At 63.7% G+C, this 14,651-nt stretch carries 14 protein-coding genes and 1 pseudogene; 6 read left to right on the forward strand and 9 right to left on the reverse strand.

Translation table 11 applies throughout. The features are described 5' to 3' along the window. Nucleotides 1-112 precede the first annotated feature (112 nt). The 3 genes from BcanWU425_RS30230 (at nucleotide 113) to BcanWU425_RS30240 (ending at nucleotide 3,466) form a co-directional block, all read left to right on the forward strand. Nucleotides 113-1,414: a lytic murein transglycosylase gene (locus tag BcanWU425_RS30230; protein WP_204513818.1), complete on the forward strand. Its 1,302-nt coding sequence runs from the start codon at nucleotides 113-115 to the stop codon at nucleotides 1,412-1,414. A 264-nt stretch (nucleotides 1,415-1,678) separates the two neighbouring features. Next, entirely contained in the window at nucleotides 1,679-2,182 is a 504-nt protein-coding gene (locus BcanWU425_RS30235) for a DUF1993 domain-containing protein (protein WP_204513817.1), read from the forward strand. A 183-nt stretch (nucleotides 2,183-2,365) separates the two neighbouring features. Beyond that, nucleotides 2,366-3,466, forward strand: a complete 1,101-nt coding sequence (locus BcanWU425_RS30240; RefSeq protein ID WP_085361306.1) for an alkene reductase — start codon at nucleotides 2,366-2,368, stop codon at nucleotides 3,464-3,466. A gap of 202 nt (nucleotides 3,467-3,668) precedes the next feature. On the opposite strand, the gene BcanWU425_RS30245 is transcribed toward BcanWU425_RS30240, so the two are convergent. From BcanWU425_RS30245 to glpD, 7 genes are all read right to left on the reverse strand, one after another. Further along, on the reverse strand, nucleotides 3,669-5,411 hold the full coding sequence (locus BcanWU425_RS30245) for an ABC transporter substrate-binding protein (RefSeq protein ID WP_204514103.1): 1,743 nt from the start codon (nucleotides 5,409-5,411) through the stop codon (nucleotides 3,669-3,671). A gap of 127 nt (nucleotides 5,412-5,538) precedes the next feature. Beyond that, nucleotides 5,539-5,868, reverse strand: a complete 330-nt coding sequence (locus tag BcanWU425_RS30250) for a DUF2160 domain-containing protein (protein ID WP_018454978.1) — start codon at nucleotides 5,866-5,868, stop codon at nucleotides 5,539-5,541. A gap of 10 nt (nucleotides 5,869-5,878) precedes the next feature. After that, on the reverse strand, nucleotides 5,879-6,685 hold the full coding sequence (locus BcanWU425_RS30255) for a carbohydrate ABC transporter permease (protein ID WP_018454979.1): 807 nt from the start codon (nucleotides 6,683-6,685) through the stop codon (nucleotides 5,879-5,881). Further along, a complete protein-coding gene (locus BcanWU425_RS30260) occupies nucleotides 6,685-7,587 on the reverse strand; it encodes a carbohydrate ABC transporter permease (RefSeq protein WP_204513816.1) in 903 nt (300 codons plus the stop codon). The genes BcanWU425_RS30255 and BcanWU425_RS30260 overlap by 1 nt, the downstream gene beginning before the upstream one ends. Then, nucleotides 7,587-8,672 (reverse strand): ABC transporter ATP-binding protein, encoded by a 1,086-nt coding sequence (locus tag BcanWU425_RS30265; protein WP_018454981.1) that lies wholly within the window; start codon nucleotides 8,670-8,672, stop codon nucleotides 7,587-7,589. Before BcanWU425_RS30265 ends, BcanWU425_RS30260 begins: the two co-directional genes overlap by 1 nt. A 12-nt stretch (nucleotides 8,673-8,684) precedes the next feature. After that, nucleotides 8,685-9,824: an ABC transporter ATP-binding protein gene (locus BcanWU425_RS30270; protein ID WP_204513815.1), complete on the reverse strand. Its 1,140-nt coding sequence runs from the start codon at nucleotides 9,822-9,824 to the stop codon at nucleotides 8,685-8,687. Further along, entirely contained in the window at nucleotides 9,821-11,371 is a 1,551-nt protein-coding gene (glpD, locus tag BcanWU425_RS30275) for a glycerol-3-phosphate dehydrogenase (protein ID WP_085361305.1), read from the reverse strand. Before glpD ends, BcanWU425_RS30270 begins: the two co-directional genes overlap by 4 nt. Nucleotides 11,372-11,601: 230 nt before the next feature. Here glpD and BcanWU425_RS30280 point away from each other — a divergent pair, with 230 nt between their 5' ends. Both BcanWU425_RS30280 and BcanWU425_RS30285 read left to right on the forward strand, forming a co-directional pair. After that, nucleotides 11,602-11,880, forward strand: coding sequence for a type II toxin-antitoxin system Phd/YefM family antitoxin (locus BcanWU425_RS30280; protein ID WP_204513814.1), 279 nt, complete (start codon nucleotides 11,602-11,604; stop codon nucleotides 11,878-11,880). Continuing rightward, nucleotides 11,877-12,301, forward strand: a pseudogene (locus tag BcanWU425_RS30285) (type II toxin-antitoxin system VapC family toxin). The gene BcanWU425_RS30280 and the pseudogene BcanWU425_RS30285 overlap by 4 nt, the downstream one beginning before the upstream one ends. A gap of 2 nt (nucleotides 12,302-12,303) precedes the next feature. On the opposite strand, the gene BcanWU425_RS30290 reads toward BcanWU425_RS30285, so the two are convergent. Together BcanWU425_RS30290 and BcanWU425_RS30295 are read right to left on the reverse strand one after the other, a co-directional pair. Next, a complete protein-coding gene (locus BcanWU425_RS30290; protein WP_018454986.1) occupies nucleotides 12,304-13,146 on the reverse strand; it encodes a DeoR/GlpR family DNA-binding transcription regulator in 843 nt (280 codons plus the stop codon). A 91-nt stretch (nucleotides 13,147-13,237) separates the two neighbouring features. Continuing rightward, on the reverse strand, nucleotides 13,238-13,912 hold the full coding sequence (locus tag BcanWU425_RS30295; RefSeq protein WP_018454987.1) for an HAD family hydrolase: 675 nt from the start codon (nucleotides 13,910-13,912) through the stop codon (nucleotides 13,238-13,240). A 154-nt stretch (nucleotides 13,913-14,066) separates the two neighbouring features. Between BcanWU425_RS30295 and BcanWU425_RS30300 the strand changes: the two genes are divergently transcribed. Continuing rightward, nucleotides 14,067-14,543, forward strand: coding sequence for a nuclear transport factor 2 family protein (locus tag BcanWU425_RS30300; RefSeq protein WP_026232853.1), 477 nt, complete (start codon nucleotides 14,067-14,069; stop codon nucleotides 14,541-14,543). Nucleotides 14,544-14,651: the final 108 nt, after the last annotated feature.

Raw genomic sequence — 14,651 nt, forward strand, 5'->3', positions numbered from 1 at the left:
CCCGCCCGCAAGGTTTCAAGGTGCGTCGCGGAGCCGCGGCACTGGTTTGAGGTCAATCGTTCCATTAAGCTTGGCCGAGAATCCAAGCGTCTCCTCCCCTTGCGGAAACCTCATGCTCCAGACCCGATTTGCGATCGCGGCCGCCGCCCTGCTCACGCTCGCCCTTCCCGCCTCTGCCCAGTTCGCGCCGCCGCCGGCAAAGCCCGCGGCTCCCAGGGCCACTGGGCCCTCGCCGCGCGCGGCGTCGTGCCATAACGGGGCGAACTTCGATCGCTTCCTGGTCGACGTGAAACAGCAGGCCGTTGCCGCCGGCGTGTCGCAGCGGACGATCGCGGCGGCCTCGCCTTACCTCGTCTACGACCAGGGCATCGTCAATCGCGACCGCGGCCAGCGCGTGTTCGGCCAGCTCTTCACCGAATTTGCCGGCCGCATGGCCGCGCCCTATCGCATGCAGAACGGCCAGCAGCATATCAAGCAACATGCGGCCGCGTTCGCGCGCGCGGAAAAGGAATACGGTGTGCCGCCGGCAGTGATCGCCGCGTTCTGGGGACTGGAGAGCGATTTCGGCGTCAACATGGGTAATCTGCCGACACTGAAATCGCTGGTGTCGCTGGCCTATGATTGCCGCCGCTCGGAGATGTTCGTGAACGAGACCATCGCCGCGCTGAAGATCATCGAGCGGGGCGACCTGCATCCGGACGAGATGGTCGGCTCCTGGGCCGGCGAGCTCGGTCAGACCCAGTTCCTGCCCGTGCATTACGTCAACTATGCCGTCGACTATGACGGCGACGGCCGACGCGATCTCCTCCGCAGCGAGGACGACGTGATCGGCTCGACCGCGAACTACATCGCCAACGGCTTGAAGTGGCGGCGCGGCGAGCCGTGGCTGGAGGAGATCAAGGTGCCGCAGAACCTGCCGTGGGATCAGACCGACCTCACGGTGCAGCTGCCGCGCTCAAAATGGGCGCAGCTCGGGGTTACCTATCCCGACGGCCGGCCGCTGCCGAACGACAATCTCGCGGCCTCCGTGCTGCTGCCGATGGGACGCTTCGGTCCGGCCTTCATGGCGTACCCGAATTTCGCGGCCTACACCGAGTGGAATAACTCGCTGATCTATTCGACTACCGCGGGCTATCTCGCCACCCGCATCGCGGGCGCGGCTCCGATGCGAAAGCCGTCCACGCCGGTCGCGCAGCTGCCGTTCAACGAGCTCAAGCAATTGCAGCAGCTTCTGGTCCAGGCCGGCTTCAATGTCGGCAAGGTCGACGGCGTGCTGGGCCAGCAAAGCCGCGCCGCGGTGAAGGCGATGCAGATCAAATACGGTCTGCCGGCCGATTCCTGGCCTACGGCCGAACTGCTCGCTCGCATGCGCGGGGGCACGGCACAGGCGCAGCCAGTGGGGACGATCCGGTAAGCACCAGGATCGCTGTCATGCCCCGCGAAAGCGGGGCATCCAGTACGCTGCGGCCTATCGATTCAATCACAGCTGCCTCGGAGTACTGGATCGCCCGGTCAACCGGGCGATGACACGAGAGTATGACGCCGATAGCACCACAAGCCCGCTCGGTAGAATTTTCGCACTGCACAAGCCCCTCCGGCGATTGTATTTTTCCATGACGTTCCCATGTGAGTAGCTCAGGTTTCTCCTGAGATTTCCCACCACAAGAGCGAGCATCACATGTCTTTCCACGACGCCGTCGTTCCCGCCTATTTGCAAATGCTGAACAGCCTGACTGGCCTGCTCACGAAAGCCGAGGCGCATTGTGCGGCCAAGAAGGTCGATCCCGCCGTCCTGCTCGGCTCCCGCCTGTTTCCGGACATGCTGCCGCTCTCGAAGCAGATCCAGCTGGTCAGCGATTTCGCAGCCAAAGGTTGCGCCCGGCTGACCCATAGCGACGTGCCCTCCACACCGGACACCGAGACCAGCTTTGCGGAGTTGAAGCAGCGCCTGGCGAAGACCATCGACTACGTGAAATCGTTCAAGCCCGAGCAGTTCGAGGGCGCCGACACCAAGGACGTCACCTTCCCGGCCGGCCCCGACAAGTCCATCACCATGAAGGGCCAGCAATTCCTGAGCGCGTTCTCGCTGCCGAACTTCTATTTCCACGCCGCAACCGCCCACGGCCTTCTGCGCCACGCCGGCGTCGAGATCGGCAAGCGCGATTTCCTCGGCGCGAACTGAAAGGCGATTATTCAGACGGCCGCGGCGGGAGATCGAATCTGCTGCTGCGGCTGAAATTGCACATGCTCTATGCTGCGCGGCTCGGCTGCGCATCTCGCCTGCAGTTTCTGTATGGCTCCTCCCTTGCGCTGATTGCCGCAATGCACAAGTGTTCCGGATCTCTCACCGCCTGGAAGCATTCTCATGAGCCGTTCGACCAAATTGTTTGAGACCTACAAGCTCGGCCCGATCACGCTGGCGAACCGTTTCGTGATGGCGCCGCTGACGCGCAACCGCGCCGTTCCCGGCACCTTCGTACCGGGCGCGCTCGCCGCTGACTATTACGCCCAGCGTGCCTCGGCGGGGCTTCTGATTACCGAAGCGAGCCAGGTCTCACAGCAGGGCCAAGGCTACCAGGACACCCCCGGCATCTACTCAAAGGACCAGGTCGCCGGCTGGCGCAAGGTCACCGATCAGGTGCATCAGCGCGGCGGCAAAGTCTTCATCCAGCTCTGGCATGTCGGCCGCATCTCGCATGTGGACCTTCAGGCCAATGGCGCAGCGCCGGTGGCGCCGAGCGCGATCCGCGCCAAGGGCAAGACCTTCGTCAACGGCACTTTCGCCGACGTCTCCGAGCCCCGTGCGCTCGAACTCTCCGAAATTCCAGGGATCATCGACGATTTCAGGCGCGCCACGAAGAATGCGCTCGAAGCCGGCTTCGATGGCGTCGAGATCCACGGCGCCAACGGCTATCTGCTCGAACAATTCGCCAAGGACGGCACCAACAAGCGTACCGACGCCTATGGCGGCTCCATTGAAAACCGCGCGCGGCTGATGCTGGAAATCTCCAGGGCCGTCGTAGCGGAAGCTGGCGCCGATCGCACCGGCATCCGCATCTCGCCGGTGACGCCGGCCAACGACATCTCGGATTCGAACCCGCAGGCCCTCTACGACCATATCGTCGACGGCCTCGCCGCGCTGAAGCTCGTCTATCTCCACGTCGTCGAAGGCGCCACCGGCGGTCCGCGCGACATCGCGCCGTTCGACTATGCGGGCCTGCGCAAGCGCTTCCCCGGCGCCTACATCGCCAACAACGGCTATGATTTCGAGCTCGCTGCCAAGGTGCTCGAGGCGAACGCGGCCGATCTCATCGCCTTCGGCAAGCCGTTCATCTCCAATCCCGATCTGGTCGAGCGGCTGAAGCAGGGCGCGGCGCTGAACGACTGGGACAAGAACACGTTCTACGGCGGCGGCGCGAAGGGATACACGGATTACCCGACGCTGGCCGCTGAACCCGCGGAATAGCCTCTTCTCCACGCATGCGCTGTCATGCCCCGCGAAGGCGGGGCATCCAGTAATCTGTGGCTTCCGGGTTCGACCACGCCCGTCTCTGGAATACTGGATCGTCCGCCTTCGCGGACGATGACACCGAGAATGTTGAAAGTGTGTGCCACAAAGAAAAAAGGCCGGGATTGCTCCCGGCCTTTCGTCGTTATGCTGATGTGCCTTACTGCAGCGAAGCGCGCTTCGGGGGCTGTGCCGGCCACGACTTGATCAGAGTGTCGTAGTCGACCGTCTCACCCTTCGGCTTCTCGTTGGCGAGCTTGCGCTGCGGGGCAATCGTGCCGTCCTTCTGGGCCTTGGCGAACCAGAACTCGGCCGACTCCTTCTTGTGCAACTTCGGACCGCAGGCGCCCTGCACGCCCGACTTCTCCAGACGCTCCATGACGGAGTCCTGGGCCGCGGCAAGCGAGTCCATCGCGGCCTGCGGCGTCTTGGCACCGGACGACGCATCGCCGATGTTCTGCCACCACAGCTGCGCCAGCTTCGGATAGTCGGGCACGTTGTTGCCGGTCGGGGTCCACTGCACGCGCGCGGGCGAGCGGTAGAACTCGATCAGGCCGCCGAGCTTCGGCGCACGCTCGGTGAACGACTTGTCCCAGATGTCGGATTCACGGATGAACGTGAGACCGACATGGCTCTTCTTCAGCGACACCGTCTTGGAGACGATGAACTGGAGATAGAGCCAGGCCGCCTTGCGGCGATCCGGGGGAGTCGATTTCAGCAGCGTCGCCGAACCCGCATCCTGGTAGCCGAGCTTCATGCCTTCCTTCCAGTACGAACCGTGCGGCGACGGAGCCATACGCCACTTCGGCGTACCGTCCGCGTTCATCACGGCGATGCCCGGCTTCACCATGTCGGCGGTGAAGGCGGTGTACCAGAACATCTGCTGGGCGATGTTGCCCTGCGCCGGCACCGGACCCGACTCGGAGAAGGTCATGCCCTGGGCCTGCGGCGGAGCATACTTCTTCATCCACTCGAGGTACTTGGTGATCGAGTAGACCGCGGCCGGACCGTTGGTGTCGCCGCCACGCTCGACCGAGGAGCCGACCGGACGGCAGCCTTCCATGCGGATGCCCCATTCGTCGACCGGCAGACCGTTCGGGATGCCCTTGTCGCCGTTACCGGCCATCGACAGCCAGGCGTCGGTGAAACGCCAGCCGAGCGAGGGGTCCTTCTTGCCATAGTCCATATGGCCATAGACCTTGACGCCGTTGATCTCCTTGATGTCGTTGGTGAAGAACTCGGCGATGTCTTCGTAGGCTGACCAGTTCACGGGCACGCCGAGCTCGTAGCCATACTTGGCCTTGAACTTGGCCTTGTAGTCGGCGTTGGTGAACCAGTCGTAGCGGAACCAGTAAAGGTTCGCGAACTGCTGGTCGGGCAGCTGATAGAGCTTGCCGTCCGGCGCCGTGCCGAACAACTTGCCGATGAAGTCGTTGACGTCGAGCATGGGGTCGGTGACGTCCTTGCCCTCGCCGGTCATATAGTCCGACAGCGCGATGGTCTGGCCGTAGCGGAAGTGGGTGCCGATCAGATCGGAATCGTTGATCCAGCCGTCGTACACGTTCTTGCCGGACTGCATCTGGGTCTGCAGCTTCTCGACGACGTCACCTTCCTGGATGATGTCGTGCTTGAGCTTGATGCCGGTGAGCTCGGAGAACGCCTTGGCCAGCGTCTGCGACTCATATTCGTGGGTCGTGATGGTTTCGGAGACCACGTTGATCTCCATTCCCTTGAAGGGCTCGGCGGCCTTGGCGAACCACTCCAGCTCCTTCTTCTGGTCTTCCTTCGACAGCGTCGAGGGCTGGAATTCCGCGATCCACTTCTGGATCGCGGCGTCGTCGGCGGCGCGCACCGGCGCCGAGACGGCCAGCGACACCGCGACGATGGCGGCGACGCTGGACATCGTCAGAAAGCTATTCTTGGTCAATGGACGTTCCCTTCTCCTAAACTGCCGCATGTTATTCCTCCGTTGCAGCGACAAACTTTTTACAGGCCCGGGTTGGTCCCGGATCTGGCCGTTCCTTCGCGGGCTAGACCGTGCGGAAAATGAGTACGGCCGTGGCCAGCGAAATTCCTGATGCGATCCAAAGGCGCGAAATTTCAACTCCGTCCTCGCCGATCGGCAGCGTGGCGAGGGGGTCGGTGCCGGCGAAGGCGATCCACAGCAAGTGGATGACCGCCGCCGTGATCAGGGAGATGAACAGGCGGTCGCCGCGCGTGGTCGGGATGCGCAGCACGCCGACGCGCTCGGCTTCGGGATAAGCCACCCCGAGCCAGGTCATCACAGCCAGCGTGCAGGCGAGCGCGACAAAAAAGATCGCCGTCGGCGGCGTCCAGGCCATCCATGCAATCCATTCCATTGATGCCTCCCTAGACCCGACCGAGCGCGAAACCGCTCGCGATATAATTGCGGACGAACCAGATCACGAGTGCGCCCGGGATGATCGTCAGCACGCCGGCTGCCGCCAGCAGGCCCCAGTCCATGCCCGCAGCCGACACCGTGCGCGTCATGATCGCCGCGATCGGCTTGGCCGAGACCGAGGTCAGCGTGCGCGCGAGCAGCAGCTCGACCCAGGAGAACATGAAGCAGAAGAAGGCGGCGACGCCGATGCCGCTCGCAATCAGCGGCACCAGGATCTTGATGAAGAAGCGCGGGAAGGAATAGCCGTCGAGGAAGGCGGTCTCGTCGATCTCGCGCGGCACGCCCGAGACGAAGCCTTCCAGGATCCACACCGCCAGCGGGACGTTGAAGATGCAGTGCGCGAGCGCGACCGCCCAGGGCGTATCGAACAGCCCGATCGCCGAATAGAGATTGAAGAACGGCAGGGCATAGACCGCGGCCGGCGCCATGCGGTTCGAGAGCAGCCAGAAGAACAGATGCTTGTCGCCGAGGAAACGGTAGCGCGAGAACGCGTAGGCCGCCGGCAGCGCCACCGAAATCGAGATGATGGTGTTGAGGACGACATATTCCAGCGAGTTGATATAGCCGGAATACCAGCTCTCGTCGGTGAAGATGCGCTTGTAGTGCTGCAGCGTCGGCGCGTGCGGCCACAGCGTCATCGTCGAGACGATTTCGGCGTTGGTCTTGAAGCTCATGTTGACGAGCCAGTAGATCGGCAACAGCAGGAAGATCAAGAACAGCGCCATAATGAGGCGACGGCCGGGAATCGAATGCATCACGCGGCTCCTTCCTGCGGCTTCCGCTCGGCGCCGGCATTGGTCATGACGGTGTAGAAGATCCAGCAGACGATCAGGATGATGAGGTTGTAGACCAGCGACAGCGCGGCGGCCTTGCCGAGGTCGAACTGGCCGAGCGCGATCTTGACCAACTCGATCGACACGAAGGTTGTCGAGTTGCCGGGGCCGCCACCCGTCACCACGAACGGCTCGGTGTAGATCATGAAACTGTCCATGAAGCGCAGCAGCACCGCGATCAGCAGCACGCGGTTCATCTTCGGCAGCTGGATCGCCTTGAACACCGCCCAGCGCGAGGCACCATCGATCTGCGCCGCCTGGTAATAAGCCTCCGGGATCGACTTAAGTCCGGCATAGCACAGCAGCGCGACCAGGCTGGTCCAGTGCCAGACGTCCATCACGATGACCGTGACCCAGGCGTCGATGTCGTTGGAGACGTAATTGTAGTCGATGCCGCTGGCATTGAGGACATAGCCGAGCAGGCCGATGTCGGGTCGGCCGAAGATCTGCCAGATCGTGCCGACCACGTTCCACGGGATCAGCAGCGGCAGCGCGAGGATGACGAGGCAGGCCGCAACCGTCCAGCCCTGGCGCGGCATCGAGAGCGCGACGACGATGCCGAGCGGCACCTCGATCGCGAGGATCACGAGCGAGAAGAACAGATTGCGGCCGAGCGAAGCCAGGAAGCGGCCGCCGAGGTCGGTCGAAGGATCGAGCAATTCCTTGAACCAGCCGACACCGTTCCAGAAGAACTGGTTGTTGCCGAAGGTGTCCTGCATCGAATAGTTCACCACCGTCATCAACGGCAGCACTGCCGAGAAGGCGACGACCAGGAACACCGGCAGCACCAGGAACCAGGCTTTTTGGTTGATAGTCTTGTCCATCAGGCGGCTCCCTCCACCAGAAGGCTGTCGGCATAGACGTGGACGTGCGACGGATCGAATTTCAGGCCGGCCGTGCCGTCCGGGCTGGTGAAGCCGGCCGGCGCGCGCGCCGCGAGCTTGGCGTCACCGAGCCGCGCGCGCGCGAAGCGGATGCGGCCGAGGTCGTCGACGCGTTCGATCTTCGCACTGAGCAGGCCGGGCGCCGGCGCGACGGCCTCAACGAATTCCGGACGGACGCCGATCTCGATCTTTGCGCCAGCAGGCAGCTTGTCGTAGCTGCGGTTGAGCGCGATCACATGACCGCCGATCTTGGCCTCACGGCCCCTCACCTCGGCCGGCAGGATGTTCATGCCGGGCGAGCCGATGAAATAGCCGACGAACGTGTGCGCCGGCTTGTCGAACAACTCGGCCGGCGTGCCGCTCTGCACCACGCGGCCGTCATGCATGACTACCACGGTGTCGGCGAAGGTCAGCGCCTCGGTCTGGTCGTGGGTGACGTAGATCATCGTCAGGTCGAGCTCGCGATGCAGCGCCTTCAACTTGGAGCGGAGCTGCCATTTCAGCTCGGGGTCGATCACGGTGAGCGGCTCGTCGAACAGCACGGCGGCAACGTCGGAGCGTACCAGGCCGCGGCCGAGCGAGATCTTCTGCTTGGCATCGGCCGTGAGCCGCGTCGCCTTGCGGTTCAGATAGGGCTCGAGGTCGAGCAAGCGGCCGATCTCGGCGACCCGCTTGTCGATCTCAGCCTTCGGCACGCCGCGGTTCTTCAGAGGGAACGCCAAATTTTGCCCCACCGTCATGGTGTCGTAGATCACCGGAAACTGGAACACCTGGGCGATGTTGCGCTTCTGGGTTGACAGCGGTGTGATGTCCTCGCCGTCGAACAGGATTTTCCCCCGCGACGGCGTGATGATGCCGGAGATGACGTTGAGCAGCGTGGTCTTGCCGCAGCCGGACGGCCCGAGCAGCGCATAGGCGCCGCCCTGCCGCCAGGTCATGGTGACAGGCTTGAGAGCAAAGCTGTCCTGCGGGGCATCATTGCCGCCGTAGGAGTGGGCGAGATCGACGAGGTCAATGCGGGCCATGTCGCATCCCCCTCAGGCTTTTTTCTTTGACGCGTTTTCTTCACGCGAACCGCTCGGCACTTCGCTTGAAAACGCTATGGGACCGGGTGCCGCGACCAGCCGGTCGGCAGCATCGAAAACGAACACGTCGTTGGGATCGAGCACGGCATCGAGCGTCTGGCCGGGCTCGAATTCGTGCACGCCGTGCAGCACCGCCACCCAGTTCGATCCGTCGCGGGTCAGATGCACGAAACTCTCCGAACCGGTGATCTCGGTCACCGTTACCGTGGCATGGAAGGCGTGGCGGTCAGTCTCGCCATTGGCAAGTGCGAGCTGATGGGCGCGAAATCCGAGGCGATAGGCGCCGTCCGCGAGCGAGGAATAGAGACCGGACGCCGGCGCGGCAATGCCGCCCGCATATTGCACGGAACCGTTCTTCTTCTCGATGCCGACGAGATTCAGCGGCGGATCGGAGAACACCTGCGCGACCCGCAAGGTCTGCGGATGACGGTAGACCTTTGGAGTCTCGCCGATCTGGAGCGCCTCTCCCTGCCACATGCACACCGTGTTGCCGCCGAGCAGCAGCGCCTCGGTCGGCTCGGTGGTGGCATAGACGAAGATCGCGCCGGAGGCCTCGAAGATGCGCGGCAGCTCGGTGCGCAGTTCCTCGCGCAGCTTGTAGTCGAGATTGGCGAGCGGCTCGTCGAGCAGCACGAGGTCGGCGCCCTTCACCAGCGCGCGCGCCATCGCAGTTCGCTGCTGCTGGCCGCCGGAAAGCTGGAGCGGCGTGCGCTTCAGGAACGGCTCGAGCCGGAGCAGCCGGGCGGCTTCCGCAACGCGCGCCTCGATTTCGGCGCGCGGCTTGCCCTGCACGCGCAAAGGCGAAGCGATGTTCTCGTAGACCGACAGCGAGGGGTAGTTGATGAACTGCTGATAGACCATGGCGACCGAGCGCTGGCGCACGTCGACCCCGGTGACGTCCTTGCCGTTGACCAGCAGCTTGCCCGATGTCGGTTTGTCCAGGCCAGCGAGCAGCCGCATGATCGAGGTCTTGCCCGACAGCGTCGGCCCGAGCAGCACGTTGAGCGTGCCGCTCTCGAGCGTCAGCGAGACGTCGCGGATGTGTGGGACCCCGTCGACAGTCCGGGTCACGTGATCGAGTGTCACCGTCATGAGCGTCCTCCGGCTTCCAGCAGGGGACTTTGCTGCACGGCGTGGGTCCTGATCCAGTCGTCCAGCGCCGCGATCTCGTCGGCACTTAGTCGCAGGCCGAGCTTGGAACGGCGCCAGACGATATCTTCGGCGGTGACGGCCCATTCGTTGGCGATGAGATAGCGGACTTCGCGCTCGGTCAGCGTCGCACCGAAGGCCTGGCCGAGATCGACCGCCGATTTCGCATCCCCAAGCAGCTTGATCGCCCTCGTGCCATAGGCGCGCGCCAGGCGCCGCGCATGCTCGTGGCTGAGGAAAGGATAGCCGCGCTGAAGCTCGGCGATCAGGCCGTCGACATCGGACACGCCCATGTCGCCGCCGGGCAGCGGCCATTTGCCGGTCCAGCCTTCGCGTGCTTTCGCACTGCGAAGATAGGGCGCGAGCCGCTCCAGCGCCTCCTCGGCGAGACGGCGATAGGTCGTGATCTTGCCGCCATAGATCGACAGCAGCGGCACGCCGCCGGGCGTGTCGAGTTCGAACACATAGTCGCGCGTCGCGGCCTTGGCTTCGCTGGCCCCGTCGTCATAGAGCGGACGTACGCCGGAGTAGGTCCAAACCACGTCATCGGGCGTGACAGGCTTGGCCAGATATTCGCTCGCCGCCGTGCAGAGATACTGGATCTCTTCGGCCGTCGCCTTCACCTTGGCGGGATCGCCGTCATAGTCGCGGTCGGTGGTGCCGATCAGCGTAAAATCGTCCTGATAGGGAATGACGAAGATGATGCGGCCATCTGCATTCTGGAACATGTAGGCGCGGTCGTGGTCGTAGAGTTTTTTCACGACGATGTGCGAGCCCTGCACCAGGCGCACCTTGGCTTTCGCGTTGACGCCGGCGCCGCGGCCGAGCACATCCTCGACCCAGGGCCCGCCGGCATTGACAACCGCACGGGCCTGGATCGACGAGCGCGCGCCTGTCAGCGTGTCGATCATGCTGACGGTCCAGATGCCGTCTGACTGTTTGATATCCGTCGCGCGAGTGCGGGTGCGGATCTCGGCGCCCTTGTCGGCGGCATCGCGTGCGTTGAGCACGACGAGACGGGCGTCGTCGACGAAGCAGTCGGAATATTCGAACGCGCGGCCGTAGCGGTTCGGGATCAGCGGGCGGCCGACCTCGTCGCGTCGGAGGTCAACCGAGCGCGTCGCCGGCAACAGATGACGGCCACCGATGTGGTCATAGAGAAAGAGGCCGAGGCGCAGCAGCCAGGCTGGCCGCAGGCCCGCATGGTGCGGCAAAACGAAACGCAGGGGGCGAATGATGTGCGGCGCGATGCCCCAGAGAATCTCGCGCTCGATCAGCGCCTCGCGAACCAGCCGGAACTCGTAATATTCGAGATAGCGCAGGCCGCCATGCACCAGCTTGGTCGACCAGGACGACGTCCCGCTCGCCAGATCGTTCATTTCGCACAGGAAAACCGTGTTGCCGCGGCCCACCGCGTCGCGCGCGATGCCGCAGCCGTTAACACCGCCTCCGATAATGGCGAGGTCGAAAATACGATCCAACAGACGCATCCCCCGGCGACCGCCCGTTCAATCGAGCGGTTACTTTCGCTTTTGATTAGATCACACCAGAAAACGAAAGCAAGATGAAAGAGGAGAGAAACGAAGTGAAAGCGGAACTTTTAAGCGGGCACACGGGGGGCGAAATAGGCAGTTCAGGAGGGATTTGAGCGGCATTATTGCTCTTGAAAAGTCGTCGATGACCCTTATTAGTAAGAATAGTCATATTGGTCGTTGTTTGCATGACGGAACACACTGCACCAGATTCACCAGCGACGGACTTGTGGACGCTTGCCAACGCCAAGGCCCGGCTCTCCGAGGTGATCGATCGTGCCCAAGCCGGCCCGCAAATCATCACCCGACACGGCAAGCCCAACGCGGTGATCGTTTCCGTCGAGGAATGGGCGCGCAAGACGGCGCGCAAAGGTACCTTGGCCGAATTCCTGCTGGCTTCGCCGCTGCGCAGCGGCGACCTCGAGCTTGAACGCGTTCACGACGCGCCGCACGACGAGCTGCCGTGAATCTACTGCTCGACACCAACGTGTTGTCGGAGGTCCAGAGGCCCGCCCCTTCGCCGAAAGTCTTGTCATGGCTTGATACGATCGACGAGGATCGTGCGTTCATCAGCGCGGCATCGATCGCCGAGCTTCGTCGCGGCATCGCGTTGTGGAGGACGGCCGTCGCCGTGCAGCACTGGCCGCCTGGCTTGCCCGCGATCTGCCGGAGCGTTTTGCCGGGCGCACACTGCCGATCGACCACGCGGTCGCGGAACGCTGGGGTGACCTGATGGCTCAGAGTCGCAGAAGCGGTCTCGCATTGTCTGTCATGGACGGCTTCTTTGCCGCGACCGCGCTGGCAAACAACCTCATGCTCGTCACGCGCAATGTGAAGGATTTTGCGGTATTCGGCGTGCCGCTGCTGAACCCGTGGGACAACCCATAGTCCTACCTCAGCCGCACCACCGGCGCGGCCTCGGGCGCTTCTTGTGCCTCGGCCTGAGCCTCATCGACGTCCGCCCCCTTCGGCATCGCGGCCATCACCTCGATGCCCTTGCCGTGGCAGATGGTGGCGAGGCGCTCTGGCAATTCCTGGTCGGTGACGAAGGTCTGGATCTGGCTGATATGCGCGATGCGGACCGGCGCGCTGCGCCGGAGCTTGGTGGAATCAGCGACCAGCATGACGCTGCGGGCGTTGGCGATGATGGCCTGCGCCACCTGCACCTCGCGATAGTCGAAGTCGAGCAGCGCGCCCTCCTCGTCGATCGCGGACGCTCCGATGATGGCATAGTCGACCTTGAACTGGCCGATCAGCTGCGTCGCGGTCGAGCCGACCACCGCGCCGTCGGCGCGCCGCACCGTGCCGCCGGCGACCACCACCTCGATGCGGGGATGACGATAGAGCAGCATGGCGACGTTCAGATTGTTGGTGATAACGAGGAGGTCCTCGTGCGAGGTCAGCGCGCTCGCGACCTCCTCGGTCGTGGTGCCGATGTTGATGAAGAGCGAGCAGCCGTTCGGGATCAGCGAGGCGGCCGCGGCTCCAATCGCCTTCTTCTCGTCGGCGGCGACGAAGCGCCGCGCCTCGTAGGCGAGGTTTTCGACGCCGGATGCGATGATGGCGCCGCCATGAATGCGGGTCAGCGAGCGCCGCTCACAGAGGTCGTTGAGATCCTTGCGGATGGTCTGCGCCGAGACCTCGAACCGGCGCGCCAGCTCCTCGACCATGACGCGGCCCGAGGCTCGCGCGATGTTGAGGATTTCGGCTTGGCGATGGGTCAGTCCGGTCACGGCGATGGCCTCAAGTCAGGAAGCTGCATGGTGCGGCGGTTCGCGCGCTCGGTCAATGCGCGCGCCGATCACGGTTAACGGACCAAGGTCCTCACCACGCCATTGCGGCGGCGAGACGCGCCAGCAGCTCCGGATCGTCGAAGGCGCTGGCGGAGGCGATGGCCCCGGCGGCGACGAGATCAGCATGGCTGAGGCTGGTCCGGATACCGATGGTCGGAATGCCGGCCGCTGCGGCCGATTGCACGCCGGTGCGGGAGTCCTCGAACGCGATCGAGGCCATGGCGCTGGCGCCGGCAAAGCGCAACCCTTCCTGATAAGGCAGCGGATGCGGCTTGCCGTGCAACAGCTCGGCACCGATCACGAGCGCCTTGAAGCGGTGCGTGATGCCGAGGCCGGACAGCAGCAGCTCCGCATTGAGCCGCGGGGCATTGGTCACGGCAACCATGGGAATACCGGCCGCATCCGCCCTGTCGAGCAGCGCCATCAGGCCCGGCAGCGGCTCGATCTGCCCGGCAACAAGCGTGCGGAAGACTTCCTCCTTCTCATCGAGGATCAAGGCACGCCGTTCGGGCGCCTCGTCGGGCAGAAAACGCTCGCCGATCGATACATTCGCGAAGCCTTGCAGCTCTCTGGAGAAGCGCGCGTGATCGAAGACGTGGCCGCGAGGGCCGAGCACCAGATTGAACGCCTTCAAGTGCAGCGGATCGGTGTTGGCGAGCGTACCGTCGATGTCGAACAGCAACGCCCTGCCGATAGCCTCGATCATGTCCGTACTTTCCCGAATATATGACGCATCAATACGAAAGCCGTATCAATACAGCGTCAATCGCGCAATGACGCACGTGCATGACCAATACGCGACCCTCGACAAAGTCGCGTGCGACTGCAACACTCCATGCAAGACCAAAAAGGAGGAAACGATGACGATCAACCGACGCGATCTCGCTCTCTCGACTCTTGCCGTCCCAGCTCTTGCCGTCTCCACTCTTGCAGTTTCAGCGCTCACGACACCGGTGCTGGCGGCCTCGGCCGACGAGGAAGCCGTGGCGAAGAAGGTCGAGGCGTTCCGTCTCGCCCAGATCGCGGCCGATCCCAAGGCGCTCGGCGCACTCTGCGCCGAAGAGGTGAGCTACAGCCATTCCAGCGGCAAGGTCGAGGACAAGGCGACCTTCATCGCCAACGCCACCGACGGCAAATCCAAATTCCTGTCGATCGAGTACAAGGACCCGACCATCAAGGTCGTCGGCCCCGCCGCGATCGTGCGCTTCCACTGGGTGGCGGAACAAGAGATGGCGGCTGATGGGAAAAAAGTGCCGACCAACCTTCACATCCTGATGAACTGGCAGAAGCAGGGCGACGACTGGAAGCTGCTCTCACGGGCGGCGACGAAGTTGTGAACAACGGCTCTTCCCCTCTCCGTTGCGGGAGAGGGTGGCTTCGCGAAGCGAAGTCGGGTGAGGGGTTTCTGTCCGACAACGAATCCTCTCGCATTGGAATTCGCGGAG

It is taken from the genome of Bradyrhizobium sp. WU425 (genome assembly GCF_021052305.1).
Classification (GTDB): domain Bacteria; phylum Pseudomonadota; class Alphaproteobacteria; order Rhizobiales; family Xanthobacteraceae; genus Bradyrhizobium; species Bradyrhizobium canariense_D.